The organism is Streptomyces sp. NPDC002176 (assembly GCF_044903645.1).
Lineage (GTDB): Bacteria > Actinomycetota > Actinomycetes > Streptomycetales > Streptomycetaceae > Streptomyces.
In genome coordinates, this window is the sequence record NZ_JBJDQW010000003.1 from 191,066 (window position 1) to 207,115 (window position 16,050).

The following is a 16,050-nucleotide window of genomic DNA, read 5'->3' on the forward strand; positions in this document are numbered from 1 at the left end:
TTATTCGGATGCGCGGGCGCCTTCGGGCGTCCCATGATGGGCAGTCGTCCGCCCGCGCATCCAGGGAGCCGCCATGATCCGCCGTGTCACCGTGCCCGGTCTCTTCCCGCCGCCGACCTACTCCCATGCCTCCGTCGTGGAGGCGGGCACCCGGATCGCCTTCCTCGCGGGCTCGGTCCCGCTGGACGAGCGGGGCGAACTGGTCGGGCCGGGCGACCCGGTGGCCCAGGCCGGTCAGGTGATCGCCAACCTGCGGGAGCAGTTGCGGGCGGTGGGCAGTGATCTGGAGCACGTCCTGGTGACCGAGGTGTATGTGGTGAGCGACCAGCCCTCGGTGCTCTCGGCCGTGTGGGAGGTGGTGGAGGCGTCCGGTCTGAGCAAGGGCCCGCACTCCTCCACCCTGCTCGGCGTCGCCTGCCTCGGCTACACCGGCCAGCTGGTGGAGATCACGGCCACGGCCGCGATCCCGGAAGCGGGCGAGTGACGGTCCTGCTGCGCCGGGCGGTCCCGGCGGACGCACGCGCCACGGCCGACGTCTGGCTGCGGTCCTTCGCGGCCGCCCTGCCCACGGTCGTCCGCCCCCGCTCGGACGCCGAGGTACGCGCCCACATCCGGGACGTGGTGATCCCGCTGCGGGAGACATGGGTGGCCGAGGCGGCGGACGGCGCGCTCGTCGGCATGATGGTGCTGGACGGGGGTCTGCTGTCCCAGCTCTACCTGGACCCCGCCCAGCGCGGGCGCGGCCTCGGTGACCGGTTCGTGGCGCTGGCCAAGGAGCGCGTGCCGGGCGGGCTGACACTGTGGACGTTCCAGGTGAACGGGCCCGCCCACCGCTTCTACGAGCGCCACGGCTTCGTCGCCGTGGAGCGCACCGACGGCCGCGACAACGAGGAACAAGAGCCGGACGTGCGATACGTCTGGCAGCCCCGCTAGCGCAGACCCGCCGCTTCCGCCGCCGTGCCCAGGATCTCGTGGAGCATCTCGGGGGTGAGTCGGCCGGTGAAGGTGTTGCGCTGGCTGACGTGGAAGCAGCCGTAGAGGTCCAGGCCGCCTTCGAGCGGGACGTGGGCGCCGTGGGCGAAGGCGGGACGCGGGCGGGGTACGGTCCAGCCCGCCTCGGTGAGCGCGGGCAGCGCCGCCTGCCAGCCGAAGGCGCCGAGCACGACGACGGCCCGGAGCGTCGGCCGGAGCAGCTTCAGCTCCCGCACCAGCCAGGGCCGACAGGTGTCGCGCTCGCCGGGCGTCGGCTTGTTGGCGGGCGGCGCGCAGTGCACGGGCGCGGTGACCCGGACTCCGTACAGCTCCAGCCCGTCGTCGATGCCGACCGAGGTCGGCTGGGAGGCGAGGCCCAGGTCGTGGAGGGCCTGGTAGAGCACGTCTCCGGAGCGGTCGCCGGTGAACATGCGGCCCGTGCGGTTGCCGCCGTGCGCGGCGGGGGCCAGCCCGATGATCGCCAGGCGGGCGTCGGCGGGCCCGAAGCCGGGCACCGGACGCCCCCAGTACGTCCAGTCGGCGAACGCGGCCCGCTTGGTACGGGCCACCTCCTCGCGCCACTCCACCAGGCGCGGGCAGGCCCGGCACTCGCTCACGCGCCGGTCCAGCCGGGCGAGGGCACCGCTGTCGTCCATGCCCCTCACGGTAGACCGGGCCGGTCAGGTGAACGCCGCGCCCAGCGCGACGAACCCGCAGATCAGCGCGAACAGCACGGCCAGCAGCGGCCACACGAAGCGGAGGTACTTGTCGTACCCCACCTTGGCGAGGGCGACGCCGCCCATGACGACGGCGGTGGTCGGCACCCAGAGGTTCATCCAGCCGCTGGACGCCTGCCAGGCGGTGACGACGACCGCGCGGGACACCCCGGCGAAGTCGGCGAGCGGGGCGAGGATCGGCATGGCGAGCGTGGCGTGGCCCGAGGTGGAGGGGATCAGGAAGGCCAGCGGCAGGTTCACCACGAACACGATGACCGCGAAGACACCGGACGAGGTGCCCCGCACCACACCCTCGATGGCGTGCAGCACGGTGTCGGTGATCTTCGAGTTGTTCATGATCACGGTGACACCGCGGGCCAGCACGATGACCAGCGCGGGCGAGATGAAGTCGGCCGCACCCTGCACGATCGTGGAGCTGAGCCGCTGCTCCCCCATCCGCGCCACCAGCCCGACCAGCACGGCCGCGCAGATGAAGAGCGCGGCGAGCTGCGGGAACGACCAGTCCAGCTCGAAGCCGTACGGGGTGGCGTCCGCGTTCCCGGTGAGCGCGCTGGACCACGGCACCACGGAGAAGATCATGAACGCGAAGACCAGGACCATCGTGGCCAGCACCGCCCGGTGCAGCCCGGTCAGCTCCGGTTCCGCGTCCGGCGCCTCGGTGGCGTGGTCGCGGTCGCCGGGCAGGAACCCGGTGAGGGAGCGGGCCGGGTCCCGTCGTACTCGCCGGGCGTACCGGATGACGTAGGCGACCGTCACGGCCGTGAGCACCACCCACATCACGAAGCGCAGCGCGATGCCGTCGCCGAGAGAGATGTCGGCCGCCGAGGAGGCCACCCCCGTGGCGAACGGGTTGACCGTCGAGCACAGCACGCCGATGCCCGCGCCGAGGATGATCGTGCCGACGGCCACCATCCGGTCGTAGCCGAGGGCCAGCATCAGCGGCACGATCAGGCCGTAGAAGCCGAGGGTCTCCTCGGCGAAGCCCTCGACGGTGCCGAGCACCGAGAAGACCACCATGATCCCGGCGATGAGCAGCGCGCCCCGCTCCCGCAGCCGGTGGGCGAGCCGGGCGATGCCCCGGTCGAGCGCGCCGGTGGCGAACACGACGGTGATGAACGCGCCGATGGCCAGCACGAACAGGAACACCCCCGCCGCGCCGTACAACTCCCCCGCCAGGTCGGGCCCCACAAGACCGGTCTTCGCGTCGCGGAGCCCGTAGAGCCCGTTGACCGGTGACAGGAACAGGTCGTTGAGCCGGTCGACGAAGGACTCCCCGGAGGAGACCCGGTGGTACGTCCCCTGCACCGGGGCGCCGGACGCGTCCCGGTCGTACTGGCCCGGCGGGATGAGGAAGGCGAGCAGCCAGACGGCGATCGTGACGACGGCGAGCACGGTGAGCGCGCTGGGGAAGGTGAACGTCCGCCGGTGCCGGGGCGGCTCCTCGACCTCGGCCTCCGTCTCCATGTCACCTCCTCGCTCCCGGCGCGACCTCGGCAACAGCCTCCGGGGTGGGCGGGCGGGCCGCATCCGGGGCGGGGCGTGGGAGTGGTGGGAAACGCCGTACCGGCGCGGCGCGGCGGAGCGTTAGGGTCGGCTGCATGGCACTCCCTTCGCAGGACCCGGACGCCGACGGCACCCAGGAGGCCGCCGCCCCGCAGGCACCGGCGCCCGACCCCGGCACCGCCGCCGCGGTGGCCGCCGCCGAGGCCGCCGGGCTCGGCGCCGGGGAGACGGTGCGGATCGACAGCTGGGTCTGGGCCGTGCGGCTGGTCAAGACGCGTTCGCTGGGCGCGACCGCGTGCCGGGGCGGTCATGTCCATGTGAACGGTGAGCGGGTGAAGCCCGCGTACTCCGTGCGGGTCGGCGACGAGGTGCGGCTGCGGCACGAGGGCCGGGAGCGCGTCGTGATCGTCAAGCGGCTGATCCGCAAGCGGGTCGGCGCCCCGGTGGCCGCGCAGTGCTACATCGACAACTCACCTCCTCCCCCGCCCCGCGCGGCGGTGGCCCCCGTCGGCATCCGCGACCGGGGCACCGGCCGCCCCACCAAGCGGGACCGCCGCGAACTGGAACGTCTGCGGGGCCTGGGCACCCCGGACGCCCCCAGTACTGCCGACGCCCCGGACACCGGCAGGCGTCGGCCGGGCCGCTGAGCCCCGGCCGACTCCCCCAGACCCTCAGCCCTCCGGCACCGCCCGCACCCACGTGCCGTCGTCGGTCAGCTCGGCGTCCACGCGCAGCCCCGCCTCGCTGAGCGCCACCTCGAACTGTTCCTTCGTCAGGGGTCGGCTCCGGAAGGTCTGGGTCCAGTGGGCGTCGGGGAACGTGTACTCGGCCCGGACCGAGTTCACCCCGTCGCCCACCGGCTCCACCGAGGCGATCCGGACGGTGAAGCCCCGGGGGTCGACGCGTTCCCGCGGGACGTTCTCGTGGTAGTCCGCCCCCTCCCGTTGGATGAGCACGCGGCCGTCCGGGGCCACATGCCGGGCGCAGGCGTCGAGCAGGGCGTGGCGCAGCCGCGGGTCGGCGGCATGGACCAGGAACGAGCCGAGCAGGACCACGTCGAACCGCTCGCCCAGGTCGAGGTCCTCGATCGGCGTGCGTATGGTGCGCTCCGCCCCGCGCACCCGCTCCAGCATCTCGGCGGACTCGTCCACGGCGGTCACCCGGAAACCGCGCTCCAGCAGTGCGTGGGTGATCCGGCCCGCACCGCTGCCCAGCTCCAGGATGTGCGCCCCGGCGGGCACCGCCGCGGCGATCACGTCCGGTTCGTCGCCCGGCGGGAAGCGGGTGTACAACTCGACCGCGCAGCCGTCCGGGGTGATCGCTCCGGGGCCCGTGCCCTGATGTCCTTCACGCATCTCGACTCTCATGCCGTAACAACGGACGATCTTCGCTCAGCCGTTCCCGTCCCGCTCCGAACCACTCGTTCGAGTCAATTCACACCATCACGGGAACCGGAGTACGTTGCCAGAGAGGCGGTGATCGGATGCGTACCGGGAGTGAACCGGCGACCGCGCGCAGTGCGCTGCGGGCGCGGTTGTGGCTGAGCGTGTGGGGGTTCGCCTGGACCGTCTTCGGCACGGTGGCCTTCGCCCTCACCGGGCGGACCGGCTGGGCGGTGGCGTGCGCCGTGCTGTGGCTGGTGGTCACCACCGACCTGGTCCTGGTCGTCCGGCATCTGCGGCAGGGCCCGCACTACCAGCCGGGCCGCGACGTCCCCCCGTACGAGCCGGTGCACGACGCGCCCCCGGTACGGCCCGGGCGGCGGCGCGGATTCCTCCGCCTGCCCGCGCCCCGGCACCACCACCCCTGACGGGCGGGGCTCAGGAGTCGAAGCGGGCCGCCCGCAGATAGTCCGGGTTGGGGTCCAGTGCGGCGGCCAGCCGGAAGTGACGCCGGGCCTGAGCGGGGCGGCCCTGGCGCTCATAGGTGCGGCCCAGCGCGAAGTGGGCGAAGGCGTTGTCCGGCTCGCGCTCCAGCACCACGGTGAACTCCAGCTCGGCGGGCCGCAGTTGCGCGGCGGCGAAGAAGGCGCGCGCTCGCAGCAGCCGGGCGGCGGTGTTCTCGGGGTGGGCGGCGATCACTTCATCGAGCAGTTTCACCGCGCCCCGGGGGTCCCGCGCGTCGAGCAGATGCTCGGCTGCGCGGAAGTCGATGACATCCGTCTCCGGAGTACGTCCGGCGGAACCATTGATCTCGGGCACGGCGAAGTCCTTCCCTCACTTCGCCGTTCCAACGCATCCGAGCCGAACGGCTATTCCGCGCCACCGCTCCGCGAGGCCGCGAGCCGCGTCAGCTCGGCCCAGACCTCCGCGACCCGCTTCCGCAGCGCGTCCAGCGGCACGTCGTTGTCGATCACGATGTCGGCGATCTCGCGGCGCTGCTCACGGCTCGCCTGGGCGGCCATGCGGGCGCGGGCGTCGTCGTCCGACATCCCGCGCAGCCGGACCAGCCGGTCGAGCTGGGTCTCGGTGCTCGCGTCCACGACCACGACCAGGTCGTACAGCGGCGCCAGCCCGTTCTCGGTGAGGAGCGGTACGTCGTGCAGGACCACGGCGTCGGCGCTCGCGGCGCTCTCCAGTTCACGGGACCGCTCCCCGACCAGGGGGTGCACGATCGCGTTGAGGACGGCCAGCTTCTCGGGGTCGGCGAACACGATGGAGCCGAGCCGGGGCCGGTCCAGCGAGCCGTCCTCGCCGAGGATCTCCGGCCCGAACGCCTCCACCACCGCCGCCAGCCCCGGCGTACCCGGCGCCACGACCTCCCGCGCGATCCGGTCCGCGTCGACCAACACGGCCCCGTGCTCCACGAGCAGCCGTGACACCTCGCTCTTACCGGCCCCGATGCCGCCGGTCAGCCCCACTTTCAACATGCCGGGCAGCCTAGACCCTGCCGCCCGCGGACCTACGCCTCGCCCTCCCGCTCGGCGAGGAACCGCTCGAACTCGCGGCCGATCTCGTCGGCGGAGGGGATCTCGACGGGCTCGGCGAGCATGTTGCCGCGGGTCTCCGCCCCGGCCGCCGCGTCGTACTGGTGCTCCAGGCCCTGGATCAGCGAGGTCAGTTCCTCGTCGCCCTCGCGGATCTGCCGGTCGATCTCCGTCTGCGTGCGGTGGGCCTCGGTGCGCAGACCGTGGGCGACGCCGGGCAGCACGAGGCCGGTGGCGGCGGTGATCGCCTCCAGCACGGTCAGCGCCGCGTCCGGGTAGGCGGACCGGGCGAGGTAGTGCGGGACGTGCGCGGCGACACCGAGGACGTCGTGCCCGGCCTCGGTGAGCCGGTACTCCAGCAGTGCGGCGGCACTGCCCGGCACCTGGGCCTCCTCGAAGGGGCTGCGGTGGCCGGGGACCAGGTCGACGCGGTTGCCGTGCGGGGTGAGGCCCACGGGACGGGTGTGCGGCACGCCCATCGGGATGCCGTGGAAGTTGACGGACAGCCGGACGCCGAGCCGCTCGACGATCTGCTGCACGGCGAGCGCGAACCGCTCCCACTCCACGTCCGGTTCGGGCCCGGACAGCACCAGGAACGGGGCACCGGTGGCGTCCTGCACGAGCCGCACCTCGATGGCGGGCACCTCGTAGTTGGTCCAGCTGTCCCGTTGGAAGGTCAGCAGCGGGCGGCGGGCCCGGTAGTCCACCAGCCGGTCGTGGTCGAAGCGGGCCACGACCTGGTGCGGCAGCGTGTCGAGAACGCGCTCGACGATCTGGTCGCCCGTCTCGCCCGCGTCGATGTATCCGTCGAAGTGGTAGAGCATGACCAGCCCGGCCGACTCCTGGGCCAACGCCACGTCGACCACGGCGAGCCCCTTCGGCTCCCAAGCGAACAAACCCTGCGGATCAACCACGATGACCGCCCCTCCTAGTGTCCACAGATCCCAACACCAGGCCGCCCGCCCTCATTCCCAAGATCACCAAACAGGGCTCAGCATCGATTCCCTTAGGGGCGCGGGGAACTGCGCGCTCAACCCCCACGGGCCCGCACCTGACGACGCACCAGAAACGCCTGAAGGACCCGCACCCCGAAAGGTACGAGTCCCTCAAGCTTGACTACCGGCTAACCCTCAGCGGGGAGCGTTCAGCTCTGGCCGCCCGCCAGCTTCTCACGCAGCGCGGCAAGCGCCTCGTCCGAAGCAAGCGCACCGGAGGTGTCCGCACCCTCGGAGGAGTACGAGCCGCCGCCACCCGACGCGGCCGGAGCCGCACCCGGGGTGTCGACGCCCTCGGCAGCGGCCTTCTCGTCCGCCTCGCGGGACTTGATGACCTGGGCCTGGTGCTGCTCGAAGCGCTGCTGCGCCTCGGCGTACTGGCCCTCCCACGCCTCGCGCTGGGTCTCGTAGCCCTCGAGCCAGTCGTTGGTCTCGGGGTCGAAGCCCTCGGGGTAGATGTAGTTGCCCTGGTCGTCGTAGGACGCGGCCATGCCGTACAGGGTCGGGTCGAACTCGACCGAGGCCGGGTCGGCGCCGAACGCCTCGTTGGCCTGCTTCAGCGAGAGGCTGATGCGGCGACGCTCGAGGTCGATGTCGATGACCTTGACGAAGATCTCGTCGTTGACCTGGACGACCTGCTCCGGGATCTCCACGTGGCGCTCGGCCAGCTCGGAGATGTGGACCAGACCCTCGATGCCCTCGTCCACGCGGACGAACGCACCGAACGGAACGAGCTTGGTGACCTTACCCGGGACGACCTGACCGATCTGGTGCGTACGGGCGAACTGCTGCCACGGGTCCTCCTGGGTCGCCTTCAGCGACAGGGAGACACGCTCGCGGTCCATGTCGACGTCGAGGACCTCGACGGTGACTTCCTGGCCGACCTCGACAACCTCGGACGGGTGGTCGATGTGCTTCCAGGACAGCTCGGAGACGTGCACCAGACCGTCGACGCCACCCAGGTCCACGAAGGCACCGAAGTTGACGATCGAGGAGACCACGCCGGAGCGGACCTGACCCTTCTGCAGGGTCGTGAGGAACGTCTGGCGAACCTCGGACTGGGTCTGCTCCAGCCAGGCACGGCGGGACAGGACCACGTTGTTGCGGTTCTTGTCCAGCTCGATGATCTTCGCCTCGAGCTCCTTGCCCACGTAGGGCTGGAGGTCGCGGACGCGGCGCATCTCGACGAGGGAGGCCGGCAGGAAGCCACGGAGGCCGATGTCGAGGATGAGACCACCCTTGACGACCTCGATGACGGTACCGGTGACGATGCCGTCTTCTTCCTTGATCTTCTCGATGGTGCCCCAGGCACGCTCGTACTGAGCGCGCTTCTTCGAGAGGATCAGGCGGCCTTCCTTGTCCTCCTTCTGGAGAACCAGGGCCTCGATCTCGTCGCCGACCTTGACGACCTCGTTCGGGTCGACGTCGTGCTTGATCGAGAGCTCGCGGCTCGGGATGACGCCTTCGGTCTTGTAACCGATGTCGAGGAGGACCTCGTCCCGGTCGACCTTGACGATGACACCGTCAACGATGTCGCCGTCGTTGAAGTACTTGATCGTCTCGTCGATCGCCGCGAGGAACGCGTCCGCGTCGCCGATGTCGTTGACCGCAACCTGCGGGGTGGTGGCGGTGGTCTCGGTGCTGCTCGTCATGTGGGAAAGGGCTCCGGTGCGGACATTGAAGTCGTAGGTACTGCTTACGCCGGGAGCCCGTTTCGCTCTGCAGAAGCCGGACAGCCAAGGAAGCGCCACTTGAGCACCGGGTGCCCGGTGGCGCCTCGAGAACCGAGGGATACATACAGATGCGAGCGCGACCTGCTACGTCTGAGGTGCGCAGGCCCGCAGCGCAACTTGTAGCATACGGGGGCAGCCGGGCAGGGTCAATGCGCGAAGGCGCACAGCGCGGACGGATCACCGCATACCCGGCGCGGGAATCGTCCCGACCAGGCGCACGTGACCGTGCGATCCCTTCCGTGACACGCGTCCGGGAGGCCGGTTGGACGGAAGAGTACGACGAGGGAGCCGATCATCCAAGAGTCTGTGGGGCACGACCCTGAGGGGCCCGAAGAATCAGAGCCGGAAGCCACCCGGCGTGACGCGGGGGTCGCGGAGAGCAGCAGCGCCAACCGGGGCTGGTGGGACCGCAACGCGGACGAGTACCAGGTCGAGCACGGCACCTTCCTCGGTGACGACCGCTTCGTGTGGTGCCCGGAGGGCCTGGACGAGGTCGAGGCCGAGCTGCTCGGCCCGGCGGAGGAGCTGAAGGGCCGGGACGTCCTGGAGATCGGCGCGGGCGCGGCGCAGTGCGCGCGCTGGCTGGCCGCCCAGGGAGCCCGTCCGGTCGCGCTCGACCTCTCCCACCGGCAGCTCCAGCACGCGCTGCGCATCGGCGCGGAGTTCCCGCTGGTGTGCGCCGACGCGGGCGCGCTGCCCTTCGCGGACGCCTCCTTCGACCTGGTGTGCTCGGCGTACGGCGCGCTGCCGTTCGTGGCCGATCCCCGGCTGGTGCTGCGTGAGGTGCGCCGGGTGCTGCGGCCGGGCGGCCGGATGGTGTTCTCGGTGACGCACCCGATCCGCTGGGCGTTCCCGGACGAGCCGGGCCCGGAGGGTCTCTCGGTGGCGGCGTCCTACTTCGACCGCACTCCCTATGTGGAGCAGGACGACGATGGGCGCGCCGTCTATGTGGAGCACCACCGCACGCTCGGTGACCGGGTGCGGGACATCGCGGCCTCCGGTTTCCGGCTGGTGGACCTGGTGGAGCCGGAGTGGCCGGCCTGGAACACCTCCGAGTGGGGCGGCTGGTCCCCGCTGCGCGGCAACCTGATCCCCGGTACCGCGATCTTCGTCTGCGAACGGGACTGACGACCCCGGCGGCCCGGCGTACGACACTGGGGGCGTGATCCGTGACGACGCCCTCGCCGCGCTGCCCGTGCGCTCCGCCCTGCCCGACCTGACCGCCGCGCTGGACGGGCGGGGCACCGCCGTGCTGGTGGCGCCGCCCGGCACCGGCAAGACGACCCTGGTGCCGCTGGTGCTGGCCGGGCTGGTCGGCGGGGGTCCGGCGCGGCGGGTCGTGGTGGCCGAGCCCCGGCGGATCGCGGCACGGGCCGCCGCCCGGCGGATGGCGTGGCTGCTCGGCGAGCAGCCGGGTGTCAGCGTCGGCCACACGGTGCGCGGCGAACGTGTGGTGGGCCCCCATACCCGCGTGGAGGTCGTGACCACCGGTGTCCTCCTTCAGCGGCTCCAGCGGGACCAGGAGCTGGCGGGCACGGATGTGGTGGTGCTCGACGAGTGCCATGAGCGGCATCTCGACGCGGACACGGCGGCCGCCTTCCTCTGGGACGTACGCGGGACCCTGCGGCCCGACCTGCGCCTGGTGGCCGCCTCCGCGACCACGGACGCACAGGGCTGGTCCCGGCTGCTCGGCGGTGCCCCGGTGGTGGAGGCGGCCGGGGTGTCGCATCCCGTGGACGTGGTGTGGGCGCCCCCGACGCGTCCGGTACGGCCGCCGCACGGCATGCGGGTGGACCCGGAGCTGCTCGCACATGTGGCCTCGACGGTGCGGCGGGCGCTGGCCGAGCGGACCGGTGACGTGCTGTGCTTCCTGCCCGGTGTGGGCGAGATCGCCCGGGTGGCCGGTCAGTTGGGGCAGCTGCCGGGCGTCGATGTGCTCCAGGTGCACGGCCGGGCCCCGGCCGCCGTGCAGGACGCGGTGCTCTCCCCCGGCGAACGGCGCCGCGTGGTCCTGGCGACCTCGGTGGCCGAGTCCTCCCTGACGGTGCCGGGCGTCCGCGTCGTGGTCGACTCGGGCCTGGCGCGGGAGCCCCGCGTGGACCACGCGCGCGGACTGAGCGGCCTGGCGACGGTACGGGCGTCCCGCGCGGCCGGTGCCCAGCGCGCGGGCCGGGCCGGACGGGAGGCGCCCGGCGCGGTGTACCGGTGCTGGACCGAGGCCGAGGACACCCGGCTGCCCGCCTTCCCGGCCCCGGAGATCAAGGTCGCCGACCTGACCGCCTTCGCCCTCCAGGCCGCCTGCTGGGGCGACCCGGACGCCACGGGCCTGGCCCTGCTGGACGCACCTCCGGCCGGGGCGATGGCGGCGGCGCGGGACATCCTGACCGCGGTGGGCGCGGTCGAGCCGTCCGGCCGGGCCACGCGCCGGGGCACCCGCCTGTCCCGCCTCGGCCTCCACCCGCGCCTCGGCCGCGCCCTCCTGGACGCCCCCGCCGCGGGCGCGGAGACGGTCGCCCTGCTGTCGGAGGAGGTCCCGCGTGAGTACGGGGACGATCTCGCCGCCGCCCTGCGCCGAGCGCGCCGGGGCGGTGACGCGTACGCGGGCCGGTGGGCGGCGGAGGTGCGGCGGCTGCGGGGGGTGTCGGGCGGCGAGGCCCGCCCGGCCGCGTCCGGCACGCGCGCCCCGGCCGGCCGTGACCCCGGCCCCGGTGACGACGCCACCGTGGGGCAGGTCGCCGCCCTCGCCTTCCCCGAGCGGGTGGCCCGGCTGGACGGGGGCTCGTATCTGATGGTGTCCGGGACCCGGGTCGAGCTGGCGGAGGGGTCGGCGCTGCGGGGCGTGCCGTGGATCGTGGTGGCGGTGGCGGACCGGCCGGTGGGGAAGGGGCACGGGCGGGTGCGGCTCGGGGCGGCGGTACGGGAGGACGTGGCGCGGGCCGCCGCCGCCTCGTTGCTGACGGAACGGGACGAGGTGCGCTGGGCGGACGGCGATGTCGTGGCGCGGCGGGTCGAGCGGCTGGGTGCGGTGGAGCTGGCGGTACGGCCGATGACCGACGTCGGCCCCGAGGCGGTGCGCACGGCCCTGCTCGACGGTCTGGCGCGGGACGGGCTGGGGCTGCTGCGATGGCCGGAGCAGGCTCAACTGCTGCGGCAGCGGCTGGCGTTCCTGCGGGCGCGGCTCGGGGAGCCGTGGCCGGACGTGTCGGACGAGGCGCTGCTCGCCCGCGTGGACGCCTGGCTGGAGCCGGAATTGGGCCGGGCCCGGCGCCGGGCGGACCTGGGGCGGATCGACGCCGGGCAGGCGCTCGCGCGGCTGTTGCCGTGGGCGGGCGGGGAGGCGGCCCGGCTGGACGAGCTGGCGCCCGAGCGGATCGCCGTACCGAGCGGGTCGCGGGTCCGGGTCGATTACACGGACCCCGAACGGCCGATGCTGGCGGTGAAGTTGCAGGAGATGTTCGGGCTGCGGCAGACCCCGGAGGTGGCCGGGGTGCCACTGCTGGTGCATCTGCTGTCGCCCGCCGGGCGGCCCGCCGCCGTGACGGCGGACCTCGCCTCGTTCTGGCGGGACGGCTACCGGGCGGTCCGGGCCGAGCTGCGCGGGCGGTACCCGAAGCACCCCTGGCCGGAGGACCCGGCCACCGCCGAGCCGACCCGCCACACGACGGCCCGGCTCAGGCGGTGAAGGACCTCAGGCGGTGAGGGACCTCAGGAACTGGCCGACGGGCTCGGCGACGGGCTGGCGGAGGCGGTCGTCGCGACCGCGACCTTCAGCTCGACGGTGACGCTCCCGCCGCCCGGCGTGGTGACGCGGAGCAGGTAGGTGCCGCTGAAGAGGTCCGCGTACAGCTTGGGCAGGGTCAGCATGCCGTCGGCGTCGGTGGTGAGCCCGGTGAGGGTGCGGACGGGCAGGCCGTTCGCGTCCTTGAAGTAGGGCCCGGCGATGTTCGCGGCGGTGCTGTCGGCGGACTTGACGAGCGTGGCGGTGGCGCCGACCTTGGCCGCGGGGGCGCCCCGGTACGTCGCCTTCACCTTGACCTGCCCTGCGAACTCGCCGCCCGGCGTGGCGGTCAGCGCGGTGGCGTCGGTGCGGACCAGCTTGTCGGCGGGGCGCGCGGTGACGGTGGCCGTGTAGTCGACGCCCTTGACCGAGTGCCCCACGACCGTGCTGGTGATCTTGAAGGTGCCGGTCTTCTCCCCCGCGCGGAGTTCCGGCGCGAGGGCGACGCCCTTGGTGTCGGTGGCGATGGTGGCCACCTTCTCGCCGCCGGTGAAGGTGGCGTCGGTGTCGCCGGTGATGGTGAACCGCACCCGGATCTTGGCGACGGACCCGCCGCCCTTGGTCACCGCGCGGGCGCCGATCCGCCGGTCGAAGGGGTCCCCGGCCGTGGCGGTCAGCTGGGTGCCGTCCAGGTCGGGGGAGACGAGGTGGTCCACCGTGTCGGACGGGGTGGGCTTCCCGGTCGGCGGGGTCGGCTCGGGCGAGGGGCTGCCGGGCGTGGTGGGGTCCGGACTCGGGGTGCCCTTGGGCGGGTTGGCCGGTTTCGTGGGCTTGCCGGGGTTGGCGGGCTTGGCGGGCTTCGACCCGGCCGGGTGCGGGCCGACGGGCGTGCTCGTGCGCGGGAGGCCGTCGTCGCTGCGGTGCGCGGGCACGCCGCCGCTGCCGTCCGGGACGGAGTGGGTGCCCTTGCGGTAGTAGTCCACCCAGTTCAGGACGAGGGCGAGGTAGTCGCTGGAGTTGTTGTAGCTGAGGATCGCGCTGCGCAGGTCGCCGTCCTGCGAGAGGTCCCAGCCGGCGCGGCACAGATAGTGGCCCGCGGCGAGGGCGGCGTCGTACACGTTGTTCGGGTCGGCCTTGCCGTCGCCGTTGCCGTCGCGGCCCGCCCAGGCCCAGGTGGACGGGATGAACTGCATGGGGCCGATGGCCTGGTCGTAGGAGCTGTTGCCGTCGTAGACACCGTGGTCGGTGTCCTTGATCAGGGCGAAGCCGTTGCCGTCGAGCTGGGGGCCGATGATCCGGCCGATCGTGGTGCCGTCGGCGGTGACGTTGCCGCCCCGGGCCTGGCCGGACTCCACCTTGCCGATGGCGGCGAGGAGTTGCCAGGGCAGGTTGCAGCCGGGCTTGGTGGCGCGGAGTTCGGCCTCGGCTTTCTTGTAGGCGTCGAGGACGGTCGCGGGGATGCCCGCCTCGCCCTCGCCCCGGGAGACGGGCGTGCCGATGACCGCCGACGGGCTCGGGGCGGGGCTGTCCAGCGGCGGAAGGTCCGTGTAGTACGGGGAGTTGCCGGTGGCGTTTCCGGTGGCGTCACTGTCGGCCGACGCCTCGGGCGCGGGGGCGTTCATGCCCGTGCTCGCCTGGAGGGTGTCGGGGGCGCCGGTCGCGCCCGGTGCCTGTGACGCGGAGAGTGCCGCCACCGCCAAGGCGGCCGCCGCGGTTGTCGCCGCTCCCTTGCGCAGCCGCCTGACCTTGTGCGCCGCCATAGAGTGAACCCCTCCCGTGGACGCCCTCGGCGTCCGTCTGCGCCTGTCCCGACTCTGGTGTGACGGCCGAGCCGGTGCCACGGTTGCCCGGAGTGCCGTACCGAGGTCTGTGTGGTGGGTCACCTGGCCGTGTGCACGACAGATGCGCCCCGGCCGACCCTACGTCAACACCTCTGCCCCCAGGCACCCGTGACGCCCGCGTTTTCCGGACTTGGCCGACTCCCGTCGCTCGCGCGGCCGATGAGGGTGCGTCACGCATACTGGGCGCGCGATCACCGGCGCGGCTCGCGCCCGGCCGTTCCGGGAGGACCCCTTTGCCGTTCACACTCAGCCATGCCGCGGCCGTGCTGCCCGCCGTCCGCCGCGACGGGACCGGGCGGGGGCCGCTGGTGCCGTCGGTGCTCGTCGCGGGCTCCTTCGCGCCGGACCTGACCTATTACGCGGCCAGTGTCCGCCCGGAGGCGATGGAGTTCGGGACGGTCACGCACTCCCTCGCCGGTGTGCTCACCGTGGACGTGCTGATCTCCTGGGCGCTGGTGGCGCTCTGGCTGCTGGTGCGCGAGCCGCTGGTGGCGCTGCTGCCCCGGCCCTGGCAGCCAAGGCCCGCCGCCCTGTTGCGCTGCGGCGCGCCCCGCGCCCGGGTCCGGGCCGGGCTCGCGCTGTGGGGTTACGTCTCGGCGGTGCTCGGCGGCCTCACCCACGTGGTCTGGGACGCCTTCACCCATCACGACCGCTGGGGCACGGAACTGGTCCCGGTGCTCGCCCACACCGTGGCCGGAATTCCCCTCTTCCAGTGGCTCCAGTACGGCACCTCGGCGCTGGCCGCCGTAGGGATCGCCGTCTTCCTGGTACGGGCGGTCCGGTCGGCCCCGGCCGTGGACCCGGTGGGCGTGGCCCGGCTCTCGGTACGGGACCGGTGCTGGGCGCTGATCCTGCTCGGCGGCTGCGCGTTGGTCGCGGCGATGCTGCGGGCGGCGCGCTGGTGGGCGTACTGGGGCGCGGTCGCCCGGCCCTGGGAGCTGGTGCCCACGGTGTGCTTCGGCGCGGGCGCGGGCCTGCTGCTCGGGGTGGTGCTGTACGCGGGCGCGGTACGGGCGTGGCGTCCCGCCGGGGCGGCTACGGCTGCTGCGGACGCGGAGTCCGACGCGGGCCCGGTGCCGGTGGGTGCGGAGCGGTGGGGGCGGGGCGATCGGTGAGGGCGGGGCCGTACCCGGGAGCCGTGCGGGTGCGACGTCCCGTCGGCGGCGCTACGGCCGCTTCCGGCGCGGAGTCCGCTGAGGGCCCGGGGCCGGTCGGCGTCGGCCTGCGGAAGCGGGGCGGTCGGTGAGGGAGGCCACGAACACGGTGAGCGTGTGCCGGGGGCGGGCCTTCGGCAGGTGGGTCAGCAGCAGCGCGAGGTAGCCGCGCGCGAGGTCGGCCCAGGTGCGCCAGTCGGGGAGGCGGTGGGCCTGGGCGGCCAGGGCGCGTCCGGCGACCGCGCCCGCGCCGCGGAGCCGGGTCCACGGGTTCGCGGGGTGGCGGGCGGCGCTCGCGTCGGCGGCGACGACGGGCACCGCCGTCCTGGACGCGTCCGGCGCCGGCCCGGTGTCCGCCCGCTCCGTACTGCCGTGCCGCGGGGCGGGCCTCAGGCGGTGCAGCATGCGTATACCCATGCCCGCAGTCTTGCGGGTGGCGGGCCGGGGCTGCGTGTCGGCGGGGGCCACGTG

The 16,050-nt window shown here is 73.4% G+C and carries 16 protein-coding genes; 7 read left to right on the forward strand and 9 right to left on the reverse strand.

The window, feature by feature from the left end:
* Positions 1–73 precede the first annotated feature (73 nt).
* Both ACI2LY_RS14665 and ACI2LY_RS14670 read left to right on the forward strand, forming a co-directional pair.
* Positions 74–484, forward strand: coding sequence for a RidA family protein (locus ACI2LY_RS14665; protein ID WP_404707469.1), 411 nt, complete (start codon positions 74–76; stop codon positions 482–484).
* The gene (locus ACI2LY_RS14670) at positions 481–933 is read left to right on the forward strand and encodes a GNAT family N-acetyltransferase (RefSeq protein WP_404707470.1); all 453 of its coding nucleotides are present in this window, start codon (positions 481–483) and stop codon (positions 931–933) included. The genes ACI2LY_RS14665 and ACI2LY_RS14670 overlap by 4 nt, the downstream gene beginning before the upstream one ends.
* Here the strand turns inward: ACI2LY_RS14670 and ACI2LY_RS14675 are convergent.
* Together ACI2LY_RS14675 and ACI2LY_RS14680 are read right to left on the reverse strand one after the other, a co-directional pair.
* Positions 930–1,628: a uracil-DNA glycosylase gene (locus tag ACI2LY_RS14675; RefSeq protein ID WP_404707471.1), complete on the reverse strand. Its 699-nt coding sequence runs from the start codon at positions 1,626–1,628 to the stop codon at positions 930–932. The two genes, ACI2LY_RS14670 and ACI2LY_RS14675, sit on opposite strands and share 4 nt — an antisense overlap.
* 24 nt (positions 1,629–1,652) lie before the next feature.
* A complete protein-coding gene (locus ACI2LY_RS14680; protein WP_404707472.1) occupies positions 1,653–3,173 on the reverse strand; it encodes a YfcC family protein in 1,521 nt (506 codons plus the stop codon).
* Between the two features lie 134 nt (positions 3,174–3,307).
* Here ACI2LY_RS14680 and ACI2LY_RS14685 point away from each other — a divergent pair, with 134 nt between their 5' ends.
* Positions 3,308–3,859 carry an RNA-binding S4 domain-containing protein gene (locus ACI2LY_RS14685; RefSeq protein WP_404707473.1) on the forward strand — a complete coding sequence of 184 codons (552 nt, stop codon included), beginning with the start codon at positions 3,308–3,310 and terminating at the stop codon, positions 3,857–3,859.
* Between the two features lie 24 nt (positions 3,860–3,883).
* Here the strand turns inward: ACI2LY_RS14685 and ACI2LY_RS14690 are convergent, their stop codons facing one another.
* The gene (locus ACI2LY_RS14690) at positions 3,884–4,567 is read right to left on the reverse strand and encodes a class I SAM-dependent methyltransferase (protein ID WP_404707474.1); all 684 of its coding nucleotides are present in this window, start codon (positions 4,565–4,567) and stop codon (positions 3,884–3,886) included.
* 128 nt (positions 4,568–4,695) lie between these two features.
* Between ACI2LY_RS14690 and ACI2LY_RS14695 the strand changes: the two genes are divergently transcribed.
* The gene (locus ACI2LY_RS14695; protein WP_404707475.1) at positions 4,696–5,022 is read left to right on the forward strand and encodes a DUF6343 family protein; all 327 of its coding nucleotides are present in this window, start codon (positions 4,696–4,698) and stop codon (positions 5,020–5,022) included.
* 10 nt (positions 5,023–5,032) lie between these two features.
* Here the strand turns inward: ACI2LY_RS14695 and ACI2LY_RS14700 are convergent, their stop codons facing one another.
* The 4 genes from ACI2LY_RS14700 to rpsA form a co-directional block, all read right to left on the reverse strand.
* Positions 5,033–5,413 (reverse strand): tetratricopeptide repeat protein, encoded by a 381-nt coding sequence (locus ACI2LY_RS14700; RefSeq protein ID WP_388992158.1) that lies wholly within the window; start codon positions 5,411–5,413, stop codon positions 5,033–5,035.
* A 50-nt stretch (positions 5,414–5,463) separates the two neighbouring features.
* Positions 5,464–6,081 carry a dephospho-CoA kinase gene (gene coaE, locus ACI2LY_RS14705; RefSeq protein ID WP_404707476.1) on the reverse strand — a complete coding sequence of 206 codons (618 nt, stop codon included), beginning with the start codon at positions 6,079–6,081 and terminating at the stop codon, positions 5,464–5,466.
* Between the two features lie 32 nt (positions 6,082–6,113).
* Entirely contained in the window at positions 6,114–7,052 is a 939-nt protein-coding gene (locus tag ACI2LY_RS14710; RefSeq protein WP_404707477.1) for a PAC2 family protein, read from the reverse strand.
* 230 nt (positions 7,053–7,282) lie between these two features.
* Positions 7,283–8,785, reverse strand: coding sequence for a 30S ribosomal protein S1 (rpsA, locus tag ACI2LY_RS14715; RefSeq protein WP_388992165.1), 1,503 nt, complete (start codon positions 8,783–8,785; stop codon positions 7,283–7,285).
* Between the two features lie 372 nt (positions 8,786–9,157).
* On the opposite strand from rpsA, the gene ACI2LY_RS14720 reads away from it, so the two are divergent.
* Together ACI2LY_RS14720 and hrpB are read left to right on the forward strand one after the other, a co-directional pair.
* Complete coding sequence (locus ACI2LY_RS14720) at positions 9,158–9,994, forward strand: class I SAM-dependent methyltransferase (RefSeq protein WP_404708141.1); 837 nt, start codon at positions 9,158–9,160, stop codon at positions 9,992–9,994.
* Between the two features lie 34 nt (positions 9,995–10,028).
* Entirely contained in the window at positions 10,029–12,548 is a 2,520-nt protein-coding gene (hrpB, locus tag ACI2LY_RS14725) for an ATP-dependent helicase HrpB (RefSeq protein WP_404707478.1), read from the forward strand.
* Between the two features lie 23 nt (positions 12,549–12,571).
* On the opposite strand, the gene ACI2LY_RS14730 is transcribed toward hrpB, so the two are convergent.
* Entirely contained in the window at positions 12,572–14,344 is a 1,773-nt protein-coding gene (locus ACI2LY_RS14730; RefSeq protein WP_404707479.1) for a lytic murein transglycosylase, read from the reverse strand.
* 314 nt (positions 14,345–14,658) lie between these two features.
* On the opposite strand from ACI2LY_RS14730, the gene ACI2LY_RS14735 reads away from it, so the two are divergent.
* On the forward strand, positions 14,659–15,540 hold the full coding sequence (locus ACI2LY_RS14735; protein ID WP_404707480.1) for a DUF4184 family protein: 882 nt from the start codon (positions 14,659–14,661) through the stop codon (positions 15,538–15,540).
* A 51-nt stretch (positions 15,541–15,591) separates the two neighbouring features.
* Here the strand turns inward: ACI2LY_RS14735 and ACI2LY_RS14740 are convergent, their stop codons facing one another.
* Positions 15,592–15,996: a hypothetical protein gene (locus ACI2LY_RS14740; RefSeq protein ID WP_404707481.1), complete on the reverse strand. Its 405-nt coding sequence runs from the start codon at positions 15,994–15,996 to the stop codon at positions 15,592–15,594.
* Between the last annotated feature and the right edge of the window lie 54 nt (positions 15,997–16,050).